This window comes from Pseudomonas sp. TE4620 (genome assembly GCF_056279045.1).
Genome location: NZ_JBWBQO010000001.1, coordinates 4,563,307 through 4,580,085 on the forward strand (window position 1 = coordinate 4,563,307; position 16,779 = coordinate 4,580,085).

14 protein-coding genes are annotated in these 16,779 nt (G+C 62.3%); 9 read left to right on the forward strand and 5 right to left on the reverse strand.

What is annotated here, in order from left to right; translation table 11 throughout:
* Nucleotides 1-131: 131 nt before the first annotated feature.
* Together ACZ9A3_RS21275 and ACZ9A3_RS21280 are read right to left on the reverse strand one after the other, a co-directional pair.
* Nucleotides 132-761 (reverse strand): response regulator, encoded by a 630-nt coding sequence (locus tag ACZ9A3_RS21275; RefSeq protein ID WP_093378971.1) that lies wholly within the window; start codon nucleotides 759-761, stop codon nucleotides 132-134.
* A 9-nt stretch (nucleotides 762-770) separates the two neighbouring features.
* A complete protein-coding gene (locus tag ACZ9A3_RS21280; RefSeq protein ID WP_401293762.1) occupies nucleotides 771-3,161 on the reverse strand; it encodes a PAS domain-containing sensor histidine kinase in 2,391 nt (796 codons plus the stop codon).
* Between the two features lie 94 nt (nucleotides 3,162-3,255).
* Between ACZ9A3_RS21280 and ACZ9A3_RS21285 the strand changes: the two genes are divergently transcribed.
* Nucleotides 3,256-4,260 carry an alpha/beta hydrolase family protein gene (locus ACZ9A3_RS21285; RefSeq protein WP_213603098.1) on the forward strand — a complete coding sequence of 335 codons (1,005 nt, stop codon included), beginning with the start codon at nucleotides 3,256-3,258 and terminating at the stop codon, nucleotides 4,258-4,260.
* Here the strand turns inward: ACZ9A3_RS21285 and ACZ9A3_RS21290 are convergent.
* The 3 genes from ACZ9A3_RS21290 to ACZ9A3_RS21300 are packed head-to-tail and all read right to left on the reverse strand — an operon-like array spanning nucleotide 4,257 to nucleotide 6,716.
* Nucleotides 4,257-5,021 carry a DnaJ domain-containing protein gene (locus ACZ9A3_RS21290; RefSeq protein ID WP_093378962.1) on the reverse strand — a complete coding sequence of 255 codons (765 nt, stop codon included), beginning with the start codon at nucleotides 5,019-5,021 and terminating at the stop codon, nucleotides 4,257-4,259. The two genes, ACZ9A3_RS21285 and ACZ9A3_RS21290, sit on opposite strands and share 4 nt — an antisense overlap.
* Nucleotide 5,022: 1 nt before the next feature.
* Nucleotides 5,023-5,694 carry an N-acetylmuramate alpha-1-phosphate uridylyltransferase MurU gene (gene murU, locus ACZ9A3_RS21295; protein WP_476253087.1) on the reverse strand — a complete coding sequence of 224 codons (672 nt, stop codon included), beginning with the start codon at nucleotides 5,692-5,694 and terminating at the stop codon, nucleotides 5,023-5,025.
* Complete coding sequence (locus tag ACZ9A3_RS21300; protein ID WP_476253088.1) at nucleotides 5,691-6,716, reverse strand: aminoglycoside phosphotransferase family protein; 1,026 nt, start codon at nucleotides 6,714-6,716, stop codon at nucleotides 5,691-5,693. Before ACZ9A3_RS21300 ends, murU begins: the two co-directional genes overlap by 4 nt.
* 130 nt (nucleotides 6,717-6,846) lie before the next feature.
* Here ACZ9A3_RS21300 and ACZ9A3_RS21305 point away from each other — a divergent pair, with 130 nt between their 5' ends.
* The 8 genes from ACZ9A3_RS21305 (at nucleotide 6,847) to ACZ9A3_RS21340 (ending at nucleotide 16,654) form a co-directional block, all read left to right on the forward strand.
* On the forward strand, nucleotides 6,847-9,657 hold the full coding sequence (locus tag ACZ9A3_RS21305) for an LPS-assembly protein LptD (protein ID WP_093378953.1): 2,811 nt from the start codon (nucleotides 6,847-6,849) through the stop codon (nucleotides 9,655-9,657).
* Nucleotides 9,638-10,957: a peptidylprolyl isomerase gene (locus tag ACZ9A3_RS21310; protein WP_045199291.1), complete on the forward strand. Its 1,320-nt coding sequence runs from the start codon at nucleotides 9,638-9,640 to the stop codon at nucleotides 10,955-10,957. Before ACZ9A3_RS21305 ends, ACZ9A3_RS21310 begins: the two co-directional genes overlap by 20 nt.
* On the forward strand, nucleotides 10,954-11,943 hold the full coding sequence (gene pdxA, locus ACZ9A3_RS21315) for a 4-hydroxythreonine-4-phosphate dehydrogenase PdxA (RefSeq protein ID WP_045199289.1): 990 nt from the start codon (nucleotides 10,954-10,956) through the stop codon (nucleotides 11,941-11,943). The genes ACZ9A3_RS21310 and pdxA overlap by 4 nt, the downstream gene beginning before the upstream one ends.
* Nucleotides 11,940-12,746 (forward strand): 16S rRNA (adenine(1518)-N(6)/adenine(1519)-N(6))-dimethyltransferase RsmA, encoded by an 807-nt coding sequence (rsmA, locus tag ACZ9A3_RS21320; RefSeq protein WP_045199287.1) that lies wholly within the window; start codon nucleotides 11,940-11,942, stop codon nucleotides 12,744-12,746. Before pdxA ends, rsmA begins: the two co-directional genes overlap by 4 nt.
* 104 nt (nucleotides 12,747-12,850) lie before the next feature.
* The gene (apaG, locus tag ACZ9A3_RS21325; RefSeq protein WP_045199285.1) at nucleotides 12,851-13,231 is read left to right on the forward strand and encodes a Co2+/Mg2+ efflux protein ApaG; all 381 of its coding nucleotides are present in this window, start codon (nucleotides 12,851-12,853) and stop codon (nucleotides 13,229-13,231) included.
* Nucleotides 13,231-14,106 (forward strand): symmetrical bis(5'-nucleosyl)-tetraphosphatase, encoded by an 876-nt coding sequence (locus ACZ9A3_RS21330; protein ID WP_045199283.1) that lies wholly within the window; start codon nucleotides 13,231-13,233, stop codon nucleotides 14,104-14,106. Before apaG ends, ACZ9A3_RS21330 begins: the two co-directional genes overlap by 1 nt.
* A gap of 14 nt (nucleotides 14,107-14,120) precedes the next feature.
* Nucleotides 14,121-14,450 (forward strand): thiosulfate sulfurtransferase GlpE, encoded by a 330-nt coding sequence (gene glpE / locus ACZ9A3_RS21335; RefSeq protein ID WP_045199281.1) that lies wholly within the window; start codon nucleotides 14,121-14,123, stop codon nucleotides 14,448-14,450.
* Between the two features lie 281 nt (nucleotides 14,451-14,731).
* Nucleotides 14,732-16,654 (forward strand): PrkA family serine protein kinase, encoded by a 1,923-nt coding sequence (locus ACZ9A3_RS21340; RefSeq protein ID WP_010221441.1) that lies wholly within the window; start codon nucleotides 14,732-14,734, stop codon nucleotides 16,652-16,654.
* The last annotated feature ends 125 nt before the right edge of the window (nucleotides 16,655-16,779 follow it).

Below are 16,779 nucleotides of genomic sequence, written 5' to 3' on the forward strand. Positions count from 1 at the left end.
GAGTGACGTTTTTGGATATGTGCATGGCAGGTTCAATGCTATCGCGGGTCAAGCCCGCTCCTACAGATCCCTACTTTGTAGGAGCGGGCTTGACCCGCGATGAGCTCAGCGCAATGTCGCTTCTGGAACACTCACAACAGCTTGTGCTCCATCGCGTACTTCACCAGCTCCGCCAGCGAGGTGACGTTGAGCTTCTGCATCAGCCGCGCCTTGTGAGTGCTGATGGTCTTGTTGCTCAGCGCCAGTTGCTGGGCAATATCGTTGACGTTAGCGCCCTGGGCCAGGCGCTCGAACACCGAGAATTCGCGCTCAGACAGCAATGAATGCAGCGGCCGGGCATCGGTGAGGCCGACCTCGAAGACCATGCGGTCAGCCAGGTCCGGGTCGATGTAACGCCCGCCACCGGCGACCCGACGAATCGCGGTGAGCAGCAATGCCGGATCACTGTCCTTGGTGGCGTAGCCGGCAGCGCCGACTTTCAGCGCCCGCGCTGCCATCTGCGCTTCGTCGTGCATCGACAGCACCAGGATCGCCGGTGGGTTGTTCAAGGCGCGAATCCGCGGGATCGCCTCCAGGCCATTGACCCCGGGCATGGAAATATCCAGCAGCACCACCTCACACTCGGTATGGCGCAAGGTTTCCAGCAGCTGTTCGCCATTGCCGGCCTCCCCCGCTACCTGCATGTCCTTGGCCAGGCCGATCAACTGCTTGATGCCTTCACGGACAATGGTGTGGTCTTCGGCAACCAGTACTCGAATCACGCAATGCTCCTAATCCAGGGGGATGGCCACGCTCAGGCTGGTGCCCTCGCCCGGCTCGCTTTCCAGGGCCATGCTGCCACCGAGCATCAGCACCCGCTCACGCATACCGACCAGGCCAAAGGACGTTGGCCGACTTTGCTCAAGGACAAACCCTACGCCATCATCGATCACCGTCAGGCGCAGGGTCTGGCCATCGAGACTCAGGCTGATCTGCACAGTATGCGCCTGGGCATGGCGCATGACATTGGTCAGCGCCTCTTGCAGGATGCGGAACAGGCCAATGGCCTTGGCATCACTCAAGGGTGGCAGATTCTCCGGTACCTGCACCAGGCAGGGGATCTGCGTGCGCGCCTCGAAACGCCGGGCCTGCCACTCGATGGCCGAAGCAATGCCGGCATCGAGGATCGGCGGGCGCAAGGCGGTGGCCACATCGCGCACCAGCTGGAACAGCTGGGCGATCAGGCGCTTCATGCTGCCCAGGCGCTCGTTGAGGCCGGGGTCCAGTTCGGCGTAGGCCAGTTCGCACATGGATGTTTCAAGCTTGAGCACCGTGAGCATCTGTCCCAGCTCATCGTGCACTTCCCGGGCAATACGGGCTTTTTCTTCCTCGCGAACGCTTTCCAGGTGCGCCGACAGTTCGCGCAGTTGCTCCTGTGAACGGGCAAGCTGGAGTTCGACGCGCTTGCTCTGGCTGATGTCCCAGACCACTCCGTCCCAGACCACCCGGCCATCCGCCAGGGTGCGGGTACTGGCCTTGATGTCGGCCCAGCGCTGCTCGCCCTGGCGGGTCAGGATCCGCCCTTGCCAGGACCAGTCGCTGTCAGTGGCCAGGGCCAGGTCCTGGACCCGGTGGTAATCGGCGCGGTCGTCAGGGTGCACCAGGTTGCGCAGGCCCATGTCCGGATGCTGCAACGCCGCAGGCGCATAGCCCACCAGGGCTTCACTGCCTTCACTGATGTAGGGGAACTCCAGCTCGCCTTCGGCCGGGTTGCGTTCAAGGCGAAACACCAGGCCGGGTACGTTGCCGGCAATACCCTTGAGCCGTGCCTCGCTCTCGCGCAGCGCCGCCAGGGCGCGCCTGCGTTCGGTGACATCGGCAAGAAACACCACCAGGTATTCGGCATCACGAAAGCGCAGAAAGCTCAGCGACACATCCACCGGCAGCAGGCTGCGATCGGCACGCAGGCACCGGGTTTCAAAATGCTGCGGGGCTTCATCGCTGGCACGGGCACGCTTCCACAGATCGAGCCAGCGGTCCATGTGCAGGTTCGGCTCGAAATCAATCAGCGGCCGATCGATCAGCGCCCCCGAGGGGTATCCGAGCATGCTTTCGGCGGCCCGGTTGGCATAGCGCACATGGCTGTCCCAGTTGACCCAGAGAATGCCCACGGTGCTCTGGTCGATGGAAAACTGGCTCAGGCGCAAGGCTTCTTCGCGGGCCTGGCGCTGGGCCAGGGTGTCGCGGGTGGCCAATAGACTGTGCTCGAGCTGCTGTAGTTGCCGACGCTGCCAAATGACGATGGCCACGCAACTGAGCAGCAGCGCCGCCAGCAACAGACCCAGGTTCTGCCAAAAGCCCGGGGATTCGCTCAGGCGCGGGTATTTAGGCTCCAGCCAGCGCTGGTGGAGTTGCTCCAGGTCCTTGGCCGGAACGGCCTGTAGGCCGCGCTCAAGAATCTCGGCCAGCTCCGGCCAGTCCCGGCGCGAGCCGACCCGCAGCAACTGCGGCAGGCCGATATCACCGACCACCACCAGCTCGCTGAATTCACTTTCCCGAGACAGACGGCTCAACTGCGCTTCATCTACCACGGCAAACCGCGCCTGTTCGCTGAGCACCAGCTGCAACGCCTGGCGCTCCTGAGGCACGCCTTGCAGGTTGAGGTTGGTGTAGGTGGCACGCAGGTAGTCGGCGACAGTGCTGGGCATGCGCACGGCGACCCGATCGGTACTGGCGAGCTTCTCCAGATCAACCGCCACCGCGCCAGTACGCGGGCCGACAATCAATTGCGGCACGCGCATGTAGGGATCGCTGAACAACCACAGGCGCAGGCTGGCAGGTGTCTGGGTCAGACCTGGGGCCAGATCGACTTCGCCGGCCTGCAGCGCATGCTCAAGGGCAGCCTGATCGGTAAAGTTGCGCCAGGTAAGGTCCAGCCCCAGCGAACGGCCAAGCCAGTTCATCAGCTCGACGTTGACCCCATAGAGCTGCTGCAGGCGCCGGTCGAACTGGGCAAAAGGTGCCTGCAGCACCAGCCCGACGCGCAGGCTGCGGTGTTGCTCAAGCCATTGCTGCTGGGCCGGCTCCAGCACAACCTGCGCAGGCGCGGCAGGCGAAGCTGCCCCTGTGATCAAGGGCAGGCAAAAACAGCCGATAAGCAACAGGCAGCGCAAAAGCTTCATCTGCACTCTCATCAAGGGTAGGACGGCCACCGAGCATGGCCGTCCCGAGCAAATACTATTAGGCTGCCGGTATTAATCTGGCCTGGATCGATCCATGTTCGCACTTTATCGCACGACGCTGCCGGCGTTATGCCTGTCACTGATACTACCTTGTACCGCACAAGCAGCCGCTGGCGAAACGCCAGAAGCGGCTGCCGACAGCAAACCTGCCGCAGTCGAACGCCAACCGCTGGCCGAACGCAGCCAGGAAGACGCCCAGGCCCTGGAACGCCAGGTTCCTGCAGCCGAACAGCAAACCCTGCAGGCTGGCAGCGACAGCTTCCTGGCCCTGTGGAAACCGGCCAACACTGCCGAACCCGAAGGCGCCCTGATCATTCTTGCCGGTGCTGGCGAAAATGCCGACTGGCCGAAAACCGTCGGCCCGCTGCGGCGCAAGTTTCCCGATGCCGGTTGGCACAGCCTGAGCCTGGCCCAGCCGGATTTGCTTGCCAGCGCCCCGCAGGCGCGCGTCGAAGTACCCCCGGCAGTGGAAAAAAAGGCCGAGCCAGGCGAAAGCGCACCGGCCAAGGACACCCCGGCCAATGCCAACGCCAGTATCGAGCAAGCCACGGCAGCCGAAAGCGAGAACAGCGAAAGTATCGAACAAGCGAAGGCGCCGGTCGACGATGACAAGGCCGATGCCGAACGCATCTTCGCCCGCCTCGATGCGGCCGTTGCTTATGCCCAGCAACAGAATGCCCGCAGCATTGTCCTGCTCGGTAACGGCAGCGGCGCCTACTGGGCAGCGCGTTACTTGAGCGAACGGCAACCGGCCCAGGTGCAGAAGCTGGTAATGGTCGCCGCGCAGACACCAGCCCAGGCCGAACAGAGCCTGGACAGCCTGGCGCCGAACCTCAAGGTAGCCACCGCAGACTTCTTCTACGCCACCCTGCCCCAGGCCAGGCGCGCCGCCGAGCAGCGCCTGCAAGCCAGTAAACGCTTGAAGGACGCCAACTACCGCCAGGTCAGCCTGACCGCCATGCCAGGCAACAGCGCGGCGGAACAGGAGCAATTGTTCCGCCGCATCCGCGGCTGGCTCAGCCCGGAAAAACTCGACTAGAAGCCACGGCGTTTACGGATGACGGCGTAGGCCTGATGCAGTTCGCGGGTTCGTTCGGTGGCCTCGCGAACCTGCGCGGGGCTTGCGCCATTGCCCACCAGCTTGTCCGGATGATGACGGCTGAGCAGGCGCCGGTAGGCTTGTTTGATCTGCCCGGCTTCGCTGTCGGCGCTGACCCCAAGCATGCGCAAGGCTTGTGGATAACCCAGCGTGCCGTCGGCCAGTGCGGCCTTTTGCGGCTCATAGTCCAGCGCCAGGGCCTGGACCTTGGCTGCCGACCAGCCAAGGGCCTGGCCCCACGCCAGCAGCAGCTCGCGTTCATGCCGGCCAGCCTGGCCATCAGCCCAGACCATGCGCCAGCATGCGCGCAACATGCCTTCGGCGGCATGCGGCTGTTGCTTGAGGCGGCGCAGATGAACACCCAGGCGCTCCTTGCCAGCCTTGCCACGATTGAACGCGGCGATGGCGCGGCGCCTGGCCGGTTCGCTCATTTCCAGGCGCTGCATCTCCACCCGTGCCTGCTGGATATGGCCATCGACCACCCGTCCGTCGCTCTTGGCCAGGCGCCCAAGCAGGACGAACAGTACCTCGTCGTCACGCAGCACCGGCCGCCCACCCAGGCGTTCACGCAGATGCGCCCAACTGTGCAACTGCAAACGGCGGTCCATCGCCTGGCCCAGCAACGCCCCCAGCAACGCCCCGGGAATACTGGCGATGGCAAAGCCTGCTCCGGCACCTATCACTGTGCTCGGCCACAACATGTCAGCGGCGCTCAGCGAGCAGTTGCTCGACTTCGGCCAGCCGCTCCAGGGTGCCGACATCCACCCAGTGTCCGCTGAAATGCTCACCACTGACCTGCCCGGCCGTCATCGCCTGGCGCAGCAGCGGCGCCAGCTTGAAGGCGCCGGCCTGGCAGTCGGCGAACAGCTGTGGGGCGAGGACGGCGATACCGCTGTAGGTCAGGGTGTCGGCATCGACGTCGGCATCGCTGACCTGGCCTTTATCCAGACAGAAGTCGCCCTTGCCATGATGACCAGGGTTATCCACCAGCACCAGGTGGGCCAGGCCGTCGAGGTGCTTCGGCAAGCCGGCGAAGTCGTACTCGGTCCAGATATCGCCATTGACCAGCACAAAAGGCTCATCGCCCAGCAACGGCAGGGCTTTGAAGATACCGCCGCCGGTTTCCAGCGGCTCACCTTCGGGTGAGTAACTGATGTTCAGGTCCCAGCGCGAACCATCGCCCAGGTGATCTTCGATCTGCTGCCCGAGCCAGGCGTGATTGATTACCACATCTTTGAGGCCGGCCGCTGCCAACGCACGCAGGTGGTACTCGATCAGCGGCATACCGGCTACCGGCACCAACGGCTTGGGGGTGTGCAGGGTCAGCGGGCGCATGCGCTCGCCTTTGCCTGCAGCAAGAATCATTGCTTTCATGGACGCGCTCCGGCTGCGGCCTGCAGGCTCTCGATCAGTTCATCGAGTTCGGCCAGCTCCGGCCTGCGCGCGATCACTTCATCTATATAGGCAAAGAAGCGCGGTACATCGGCCAGGTAACGCGGCTTGCCGTCGCGGTGGCAGATGCGCGCAAAGATGCCGATGACCTTGAGGTGACGCTGCACGCCCATCAGGTCGCTGGCGCGGTGGAATTCCTCGAAATCGGCCTGCACCGGGATGCCCTTGGCCTGGGCGCGCTGCCAGTAATCCTTGAGCCAGCCCTGCACGCGTGCCTGCGGCCAGCTCAGGAAGGCATCCTTGAACAGGCAGGTGATGTCATAGGTGACCGGCCCGTACACCGCGTCCTGGAAGTCCAGCACGCCGGGGTTTGGCTTGCTGTCCATCAGGTTGCGTGGCATATAGTCGCGGTGCACCAGCACCTTTGGCTGGGCCAGGGCGCTGTCGATCAACAGGCTGCTGATACGCTGCCAGGCGGCCAGTTGCGCATCGGTAAAGCCCAGGCCCAGTTCACGGCCGACGTACCACTCGGGGAACAGCTCAAGCTCGCGGCGCAACAGGGCCACGTCGTAGCTTGGCAGCGGCGCGTTCATCGGCAACTGCTGGAAGGCCAGCAGCGCATCAATGGCGTCGTTGAACAGGCCATCGGCGTTCTCGGCGTTGATCACATCGAGGTAGGTCTGGGTGCCCAGGTCGCTGAGCAACAGGAAACCACGTTCAAGGTCCTGGGCATGAATGACCGGAACATTGACCTCGGCCGTGGCCAGCAAGTGGGCAATATCAACGAATGGCCGGCAGTTTTCCTGCGGCGGTGGCGCATCCATGACAATAAAGCTGTGGCCTTCGGCCTGCCAGCGGAAGTAGCGGCGAAAGCTCGCATCGCTGCTGGCGGCGGTCAGGCTACCCGCGGGAACCGTGCCCCAGCCCTGTTTATGGAACAGATTTGCCAGCTGCTCGGCGAGCCAGACATTCAGGTGTTGCAAGCGTACATCGTGATCGGGCATTACAAGGGTCTCCGACGGCCCTAGCCGTCAAGCGGGTCATGCTTTATTATCCAGCATCTTTTTCAGACCATCGAGAGGCGTGCGGCCCCACACGCGGGCAGATGGCACGCAGGAAGCCCGGACTAATAAGATGGCATTGAAATCCCCCGCGTTTCGTAAAAAATTCCCGTTGCTGGTCACCGGCGGTTTGCTGGCGATGCAACCTCTGGCCACCCCATACGTGGTTGCCGCAGAGCAGTTCGACTGCCAAGTGTCTGCTGCCGGAGGCTGGGACTGCAAGCCCAAAACCCCTGCCGCCGCACTGCCGCCGCGCCCGGTGCACGCCGGAGCGGCCGCCAGCTCGTCCGGTGAAACGCCAGCCGGCTCCGGCGAGGTCGCCCAGGAGCAGGCTCAAGGTCCGGTGCTGGTCACCGAAGCCAAAGGCCGCGTGCTGAAATCCCGTAGCCCCGATGCCAGCCACCTGGATTGGGTCCCTCGTGACCAGCTCACCCCAGCCCAGCTCGCCGAAACCGGGCCTTACTGCGCCGGTGCCTACATCGAGCCGACCCGTCCGGGCATGACCGACACCACGCCCAAAGACGAGTCGCCGACCTTCATCGGTGCCAAGGTTTCGCGCTACCAGCAGGAGCAGCAGATCGCCACCCTCGCCGGTGACGTGGTCATGCGCCAGGGCAGCATGCAGGTCGAGGCCGACGAGGCCAACCTGTACCAGGCCGAGAACCGTGGTGAGCTGAGCGGCAATGTGAAGATTCGCGACAACGGTTCGCTGGTGGTCGGCGATCACGCCGACATCCAGCTCGACACCGGTGAAGCCAAGGTCGATAACGCCGAATACGTGATGCACAAATCGCGCATCCGCGGCAGCGCCCTGTACGCCAAGCGTGCTGAAAACGCCATCATCCGCCTCAAGGACGGTACTTACACCACCTGTGAGCCGAACAGCAACGCCTGGCAGCTCAAGGGCAACAACATTACCCTGAACCCGGCCACCGGCTTCGGTACCGCGACCAACGTCACCCTGCGGGTCAAGGATTTCCCGGTGTTCTACACACCGTACATCTACTTCCCGATCGATGACCGCCGCCAGTCCGGTTTCCTGCCGCCGTCGTTCAGCACCAGCAGCGATACCGGCTTCATGCTGGTCACGCCGTACTATTTCAACCTGGCGCCAAACTACGACGCCACCTTGTATCCACGCTACATGGCCAAGCGCGGCATGTTGATGGAAGGCGAGTTCCGCTACCTGACCAAGTCCAGCGAAGGACAGTTCGGTGGTGCTTACCTGAATGACAAGGATGATGACCGCAAGCTGCAGACGGACTACAAAGATCAGCGCTGGATGGTCAACTGGCAGCACAAGGGCGGCCTCGACGAGCGCCTGATGACTGAAGTCGACTACACCGACTTCAGCGACCCGTTCTACTTCCAGGACCTGGAATCGGATCAGATCGGTGTCGAAAGTCGGGACTTCGTCAATCAGCAAGGTGCGTTGACCTATCGCGGCGATACCTACACCGCGCGGTTGAACGTGCAGGCTTTCGAGCTGGCGACCATTTCGCAGATCACCCCGTATGACCGCCTGCCGCAGGTCACTTTCAACGGCATGCTGCCTTACCACCCGGGCGGGATGAACTTCACCTACGAATCCGAGGCTGTACGCTTCGAGCGTGATCTGAAGAACGGCACTGTCTTCGACAAGGACGGCAAGCTCGATACCAGCGTTCGCGCTGACGGTGGCCGCATCGACCAGAACATCACCGGCCTGGCCCGAGCCAACGGTACTCGCCTGCACCTGGCGCCGACCATCAGCCTGCCGATGGAAGCAAGCTATGGTTATGTACGGCCATCGCTGAAGTACGCCTACACCCACTACGACCTTGACCTCGACAGTCAGGGCAAGGCCCAGGCGCCAGGCCAGCCGCGCGAATTCGGCCGGTTCAACTCTTCGCAGGATCGCGATGTTCCGATCGTCAGCGTCGACAGCGGGCTGTACTTCGACCGCAGCACCCAGTGGTTCGGCAAGAACTACACCCAGACCCTGGAACCACGTCTGTACTACCTGTACGTCCCGTACAAGAACCAGATGGACATCCCGGTCTTCGATACCAGCGAGTACACCTTCAACTACGCCTCGCTGTTTCGCGACAACCGTTTCAGTGGCAACGACCGTATCGGCGACGAGAACAAGCTGTCGCTGGGCGTGACCAACCGCTGGATCGAAGAGAACGGCTTTGAACGTCAGCGCCTGAGCGTTGGCCAGGCCCTGTACTTCAAGGACCGCAAGGTTCAGTTGCCTGGCATTGCCTACAAGGACCGTCAGGACGCACAGTCGGACGTTTCCCCGTACGCACTGGAATACGAATACCGCTTCAACCGCGACTGGCGCTTCAATTCCGACTTCAACTGGGATCCGGACAGCCGCAGCACCCGTTCGGGCAGCGCGATGTTCCATTACCAGCCTGAAGACAACGTCAACAAGGTGGTCAACCTCGGTTACCGCTACCGCAACGACATGGTCATCTACAACAGCGCCACTGGTCGCTGGCAGGTAGGTGGTGGCGACTATGGCCAGCCGGGTGATGCGAACTACATCAAGGACTACTACAAGATCCAGCAGCATGACTTCTCGGTCATGTGGCCGATCGTTCCGCAGTGGACCGCGATCGCGCGCTGGCAGCATGACTACAACCGCAACCGCACGCTGGAAGCCTTCGGTGGTTTCGAATATGACAACTGCTGCTGGAAGCTGCGTCTGATCAACCGTTACTGGATCGATTACGACGATTACAGCCAGGCAATTCCGCAAAACGAAAAAGGCGACCACGGCGTCTTCCTGCAGATTGTGCTGAAAGGCCTCGGCGGCGTAGTGGGCAACAAGGTCGAGTCGTTCCTCGACCAGGGCATTCAAGGTTATCGTACTCGTGAAGACCAAGCTTACTGATTGTCTGCGCCCGCTGTTGCTGGGCGCAGTATTGCTGACCGGCACGGCGCACGCCGCCGTGCAACCCCTGGACAGCGTTGTGGCCATCGTCGACAACGACGTGGTGATGAAAAGCCAGCTGGACAGCCGCGTACGCGAAGTCCAGCAGACCATCGCCAAGCGTGGCGGCCAGGTGCCGCCCGCCGGTGTCCTGGACCAACAGGTGCTCGAGCGCCTGATCGTCGAGAACCTGCAACTGCAGATCGGCGATCGCTCGGGCATCCGCATCACCGACGAAGAACTGAACCAGGCCATCGGCACCATTGCCCAGCGCAATGGCATGAACCTGGAGCAGTTCCGCGCCGCTTTGGCCCACGACGGCCTGTCGTACGAAGATGCCCGCGAGCAGGTTCGACGCGAGATGATCATCAGCCGCGTGCGTCAGCGCCGGGTTGCCGAGCGCATCCAGGTCTCGGAGCAGGAAGTGAAAAACTTCCTCGCCTCGGAGCAAGGCCAGATGCAACTGTCGGAAGAATGGCGCCTGGCCAATATCCTGATCCCGACCCCGGAAAGCGCCAACTCGGCGCAGATCCAGGCGGCCGCGCAAAAGGCTGGTGAGGTCTACTCGCGCCTGAAAAGCGGTGCCGACTTCGGCCAGATGGCAATCGCCAGCTCCGCCAGCGAAAACGCCCTGGAAGGCGGCGAAATGGGCTGGCGCAAAGCCGGTCAGCTGCCGCCGGAGCTCGCCAAGCTGCTCAGCAGCCTGAGCGTTGGCGACGTGACTCAGCCACTGCGTATTCCTACCGGTTTCCTCATCATCAAGATGCAGGAAAAACGCGGTGGCGGTGGTGCCACCATGCGCGACGAAGTGCATGTCCGCCACATCCTGATCAAGCCAAGCGAGATTCGCAGCGAAGCGGCGACCAAGGAACTGGCGCAACGGCTGTATGACCGCATCCAGAACGGCGAAGATTTCGCCACGCTGGCCAAGAGCTTCTCCGAAGACCCTGGCTCGGCACTCAATGGCGGCGACCTCAACTGGATCGATCCAAGCGCCCTGGTGCCAGAGTTCCGCGAAGAAATGGCCAACGCCCAACAGGGCCAGGTGACCAAGCCATTCAAGACCCAGTATGGCTGGCACGTGCTCGAAGTGCTGGGCCGCCGCGCCACCGACAGCACCGAACAGGCCCGCGAGCAACAAGCGATGAACGTACTGCGCAACCGCAAGTACGATGAAGAACTGCAGACCTGGCTGCGTCAGATCCGTGACGAAGCCTACGTCGAAATCAAGCTTCCTGGCGCCGATCAGGCCGCGCAGTGAAACCGCAGCGCTTCGCCCTCACACCCGGCGAGCCGGCCGGCATAGGTCCTGACCTGTGCCTGCTGCTCGCCACGCAAGCCCAGCCGCACCCCCTGATTGCCATTACCAGCCGTGACCTGCTCGCCGAGCGGGCCACGCAGCTGGGCGTGGCCGTCACGCTGCTGCCGGTGAGCCTCGACGCCCTCCCCGACCAGCCCGCTCCGGCAGGCAGCCTGTATGTCTGGGACACGCCGCTGCAAAACCCGGTGGTTGCCGGCCAGCTGGACAAAGCCAACGCCGCATTCGTCCTGCAAACCCTCACCCGCGCCGGGCAAGGCTGCCTGGACGGGCATTTCGCCGGGATGATCACCGCACCGGTGCACAAGGGCGTGATCAACGAAAGCGGTATCGCCTTTTCCGGGCACACCGAGTTTCTCGCCGACCTGACCAACACCGCGCAAGTGGTGATGATGCTGGCGACCCGCGGCCTGCGCGTGGCCCTGGTGACCACGCACCTGCCGCTGCGCGAGGTTGCCGATGCCATCACCAGCGAGCGCCTGGAGCGCGTCACGCGGATCCTGCATGCTGACCTGCAACACAAGTTCGGCATAGCCAACCCGCGCATCCTGGTCTGCGGCCTCAACCCGCATGCCGGCGAGGGTGGCCACCTGGGCCACGAAGAAATAGACACCATCGAACCGACATTGGCGCGCCTGCGCAGCGAAGGCATGGACCTTCGCGGCCCGTTGCCCGCCGACACCCTGTTTACCCCCAAATATCTGGAGCACTGCGATGCAGTGCTGGCGATGTACCACGACCAGGGCCTGCCCGTGCTCAAGTACAAAGGCTTCGGCGCTGCGGTCAACGTGACCCTGGGCCTGCCGATCATCCGCACCTCGGTCGACCACGGCACCGCCCTGGACCTGGCCGGCAGCGGCAAGATCGACACCGGCAGCCTGCAGGTCGCCCTGGAAACCGCCTACCAGATGGCCGAGACCCGAAAATGACCGAGCAATACCAACACAAGGCGCGCAAGCGCTTTGGCCAGAACTTCCTGCACGACGCCGGGGTCATCGACCGCATCCTGCGCTCGATCCACGCCAAGGCCGGCGAGCGCATGCTGGAAATCGGCCCGGGCCAGGGCGCCCTGACCTCCGGCCTGCTGGCCAGCGGCGCGCAGCTGGACGTGGTCGAGCTGGACAAAGACCTGGTACCGATCCTCAACCAGCAGTTCGCTAACCGCGACAACTTTCGCCTGCACCAGGGCGATGCACTGAAGTTCGACTTCACCACCCTCGGCGCTGCCCCCCACAGCCTGCGCGTGGTTGGCAACCTGCCGTATAACATCTCGACGCCACTGATCTTCCACCTGCTGGCCAACGCCGAGCTGATCCGCGACATGCATTTCATGCTGCAGAAGGAAGTGGTCGAGCGTCTGGCCGCAGGCCCTGGCGGTGGTGACTGGGGCCGTCTGTCGATCATGGTGCAGTACCACTGCCGGGTCGAACACCTGTTCAACGTCGGTCCCGGCGCGTTCAACCCGCCGCCCAAGGTCGATTCAGCGATCGTGCGCCTGGTGCCACACGAAACCCTGCCGTTCCCGGCCAAGGACCATCGCCTGCTCGAACGCATCGTTCGCGAAGCCTTCAACCAGCGCCGCAAAACCCTGCGCAACACCCTCAAGGCCCTGCTCAGCAGCGACGCCATTGAAGCTGCCGGCGTCGATGGCAGCCTGCGCCCCGAGCAACTCGACCTCGCCGCCTTCGTGCGCCTGGCCGACAAGCTGGCCGAGCAACAGGGCGCCGCGTAACCTGCGCCATAGGCCAGTCATGCCCGCATGACTGGCCGGCTACCCCACCGATAGCCTAGACTGACGCCATCGCCGTATCCGCGTCTGTTGCCAAGGCCCCTTGCATGTCTGATCCCCGTTACCAGATCGACGTCAGCGTCGTGACCCGCTTTCTCAAAGAACAATCCGACCCCGAAAACGACCGTTTCGCCTTCGCCTATACCATTACGGTGAAGAACAATGGCTCTGTGACCGCCAAGCTGATGTCACGACACTGGCTGATCACCAACGGTGATGGCCATGTCGAAGAGGTCAAGGGCGCCGGTGTGATCGGCCAGCAACCGGCCATTGAGCCCGGGCAAAGCCACACCTACAGCAGCGGCGCGGTGATCAGCACCAAAGTCGGCACCATGCAGGGCAGCTATCAGATGTTTGCCGAGGACGGTAAGCGTTTCGACGCCGTCATTGCCCCATTCCGCCTCGCCGTCCCCGGAGCCCTGCACTGATGGCGGTATACGCAGTCGGAGACCTGCAAGGCTGCCTGCAGCCGCTCAAGTGCCTGCTCGAACGGGTGAGATTCGATCCAAAGGTCGACCGCCTGTGGCTGGTCGGTGACCTGGTCAACCGCGGCCCGGAATCGCTGGAAACCTTGCGCTTCCTTTATTCCATCCGCGAATCGCTGGTGTGCGTACTGGGCAACCATGACCTGCACCTGCTGGCCGCCTGGCACAACATCGAGCGCCTGAAAAAAAGCGACACCCTGCGCGAAATTCTCGATGCGCCAGATGCTGGCGAACTGCTCGACTGGCTGCGCCGGCAAAAGCTGCTGCATTACGACGAGCAGCGCGGCGTAGTGCTGGTGCACGCCGGCATCCCGCCGCAGTGGACCCTGGGCAAGGCCCTGGAGCTGGCAGGCGAAGTTGAGGAAGCGCTGCGCGACGACAATCGCTTCAAGCCCTACCTCGATGGCATGTACGGCAACGAGCCGAACAAGTGGAGCAAGGACCTGAGCGGCGTCACCCGCCTGCGGGTGATCACCAACTACTTCACCCGCATGCGCTTTTGCACCAGCGAAGGCAAGCTCGACCTCAAGGGCAAGGAAGGCGCCGACACCGCCCCGCCCGGCTACAAGCCCTGGTTCGCCCACAAGGGCCGCCGCTCACGGCATGTGAAGATCATCTTCGGCCATTGGGCCGCCCTTGAAGGGCGCTGCAAGGAGCCCGGGGTGATCGCCCTGGACACCGGCTGCGTCTGGGGTGGCGCGATGACCCTGTACAACGTCGATACCGGCGCATTGCAGCGCTGTGAATGCACCGAGCAAGGCACCCCGCGCACGCAGCCTGCGTCCGCACAACCGGCTAGAATGAACGACCAGTCCTGAAGGAAACCGTACCCATGAGCGAATTCAAACGCATCCCTCCCGAGCAGGCCCAGGCGCTGCGCGAGCAAGGTGCGGTCGTGGTCGATATTCGCGACCCGCAAGCCTTTGCCGCCGGCCACATTACCGGCGCAAGCCACCTGGACAATCACTCGGTAGCGGACTTCATCCGCACTGCCGATCTCGATGCCCCCACCGTAGTGGTCTGCTATCACGGTAACTCCAGCCAGAGCGCTGCCGCCTACCTGATCAGCCAGGGCTTTTCCGACGTCTACAGCCTCGACGGCGGCTTCGAGCTGTGGCGTGGCACCTACCCTGCAGAAACCGCCCAAGGCACTGCCGAATAATTTTTTTCATCTCTCGCAGCCCGCGTCCTGTGCGGGCTCGCGCCTGGCCAGACGAACGGTCATGGCGAACTTCATGTACAACCGCCCTTGACCTCCCCGATAACGAACTATCCTTAAGCGCAGGCCATCCAAAAAGGGGAGAGCCGGTACACCGGCGTGCGGGTCATCGGTAGCGAGTTCTAGGTGTTCTGGGGGGTATACAGCAATCGGCGGTGTCGATTGCATGCCAGCATCAGCTGACTGATCCGGCGTCGGCTCCACGTATCGAGCGAGGTGACGTCATGAGTATTTTTAGCCACTTCCAACAACGTTTCGAGTCCACCCGTCAGGAAGAACTTTCGCTGCAAGAGTACCTTGAGCTCTGCAAAAGCGATCGCAGCGCTTATGCGTCGGCGGCCGAACGCCTGTTGATGGCTATCGGCGAGCCGGAACTGGTCGACACCTCGAACAACTCAAGGCTGTCGCGCATTTTCTCCAACAAGGTGATCCGCCGTTATCCGGCCTTTGAAGACTTCCATGGCATGGAAGAATGCATCGACCAGATCGTGTCGTATTTCCGCCATGCCGCCCAAGGCCTGGAAGAGAAGAAACAGATCCTTTACCTGCTGGGCCCGGTGGGCGGTGGTAAATCGTCCCTGGCCGAAAAGCTCAAACAATTGATGGAGAAGGTGCCCTTCTATGCCATCAAGGGCTCGCCGGTATTCGAATCGCCCCTGGGGCTGTTCAACGCCGCTGAAGACGGCGCCATTCTCGAAGAAGACTTCGGCATTCCACGACGCTACCTGAACACCATCATGTCGCCCTGGGCGACCAAGCGACTGGCCGAGTTCGGGGGCGACATCAGCCAGTTCAAAGTGGTCAAACTCTACCCGTCGATCCTCAACCAGATTGCCGTGGCCAAAACCGAACCGGGTGATGAAAACAACCAGGACATTTCCGCCCTGGTCGGCAAGGTCGACATCCGCAAACTCGAGGAATATCCGCAGAACGACGCCGACGCCTACAGCTACTCGGGCGCACTGTGCCGGGCCAACCAGGGCCTGATGGAATTCGTCGAGATGTTCAAGGCGCCAATCAAGGTCCTGCACCCGCTGCTGACGGCAACCCAGGAAGGTAACTACAACAGTACCGAAGGCCTTGGGGCGATCCCCTACTCCGGGATCCTGCTGGCTCACTCCAACGAATCGGAATGGCACAGTTTCCGCAACAACAAGAACAACGAAGCCTTCATCGACCGTATCTACATCGTCAAGGTGCCGTACTGCCTGCGGGTCAGCGACGAGATCAAGATCTACGACAAGCTGCTGTTCAACAGCTCGCTGGCCAAGGCCCATTGCGCGCCAGACACCCTGAAGATGCTCGCCCAGTTCACCGTGCTGTCACGGCTCAAAGAGCCGGAAAACTCGAACATCTACTCGAAAATGCGGGTGTACGACGGCGAAAACCTCAAGGACACCGATCCCAAGGCCAAGTCGATCCAGGAGTACCGCGACGCCGCTGGAGTGGACGAAGGCATGAACGGCCTGTCGACCCGCTTCGCCTTCAAGATCCTCTCCAAGGTGTTCAACTTCGACCCTCACGAAATTGCCGCCAACCCGGTGCACCTGCTGTATGTGCTGGAGCAGCAAATCGAACAGGAACAGTTCCCGGCCGAAGTGCGCGAACGCTACCTGCGCTACCTCAAAGAGTACCTGGCACCGCGCTACATCGAGTTCATCGGCAAGGAAATCCAGACCGCTTACCTGGAGTCCTACAGCGAGTACGGACAAAACATCTTCGACCGTTACGTGCTGTATGCCGACTTCTGGATTCAGGACCAGGAGTATCGCGACCCGGAAACCGGCGAGATCCTCAACCGCATCGCCCTCAACGAAGAGCTGGAGAAGATCGAGAAGCCGGCCGGCATCAGCAATCCGAAGGATTTCCGCAACGAAATCGTCAACTTCGTGTTGCGCGCCCGGGCCAACAACAACGGCAAGAACCCGACCTGGCTCAGCTACGAAAAACTGCGGGTGGTGATCGAGAAGAAAATGTTCTCCAACACCGAGGACCTGCTGCCGGTCATCAGCTTCAACGCCAAGGCCAGCAAAGAGGATCAACAAAAGCACAACGACTTCGTCACCCGAATGGTGGAACGCGGTTACACAGACAAGCAAGTTCGGCTGCTCTCGGAATGGTACCTGCGAGTCAGAAAATCGCAATAAGCGCCAAGCTGCAAGCTGTCAGCTGCAAGTCGCGCACGTAGGTCAAATACGTGTCGGCTTGCGGGGGCAGCGGTGATCCAACTTGAAGCTTGAAGCTTACAGCTTGCAGCTACCGCCTACTCCCG

Coding starts and splice junctions, on each gene's coding strand:
- ACZ9A3_RS21280 (WP_401293762.1), bottom strand. CDS start 3,161: ATGAAGCTTTTGCGCTGCCTGTTGCTTATCGGCTGTTTTTGCCTGCCC.
- ACZ9A3_RS21285 (WP_213603098.1), top strand. CDS start 3,256: ATGTTCGCACTTTATCGCACGACGCTGCCGGCGTTATGCCTGTCACTG.
- ACZ9A3_RS21290 (WP_093378962.1), bottom strand. CDS start 5,021: ATGTTGTGGCCGAGCACAGTGATAGGTGCCGGAGCAGGCTTTGCCATC.
- murU (WP_476253087.1), bottom strand. CDS start 5,694: ATGAAAGCAATGATTCTTGCTGCAGGCAAAGGCGAGCGCATGCGCCCG.
- ACZ9A3_RS21300 (WP_476253088.1), bottom strand. CDS start 6,716: ATGCCCGATCACGATGTACGCTTGCAACACCTGAATGTCTGGCTCGCC.
- ACZ9A3_RS21305 (WP_093378953.1), top strand. CDS start 6,847: ATGGCATTGAAATCCCCCGCGTTTCGTAAAAAATTCCCGTTGCTGGTC.
- rsmA (WP_045199287.1), top strand. CDS start 11,940: ATGACCGAGCAATACCAACACAAGGCGCGCAAGCGCTTTGGCCAGAAC.
- apaG (WP_045199285.1), top strand. CDS start 12,851: ATGTCTGATCCCCGTTACCAGATCGACGTCAGCGTCGTGACCCGCTTT.
- ACZ9A3_RS21330 (WP_045199283.1), top strand. CDS start 13,231: ATGGCGGTATACGCAGTCGGAGACCTGCAAGGCTGCCTGCAGCCGCTC.
- glpE (WP_045199281.1), top strand. CDS start 14,121: ATGAGCGAATTCAAACGCATCCCTCCCGAGCAGGCCCAGGCGCTGCGC.
- ACZ9A3_RS21340 (WP_010221441.1), top strand. CDS start 14,732: ATGAGTATTTTTAGCCACTTCCAACAACGTTTCGAGTCCACCCGTCAG.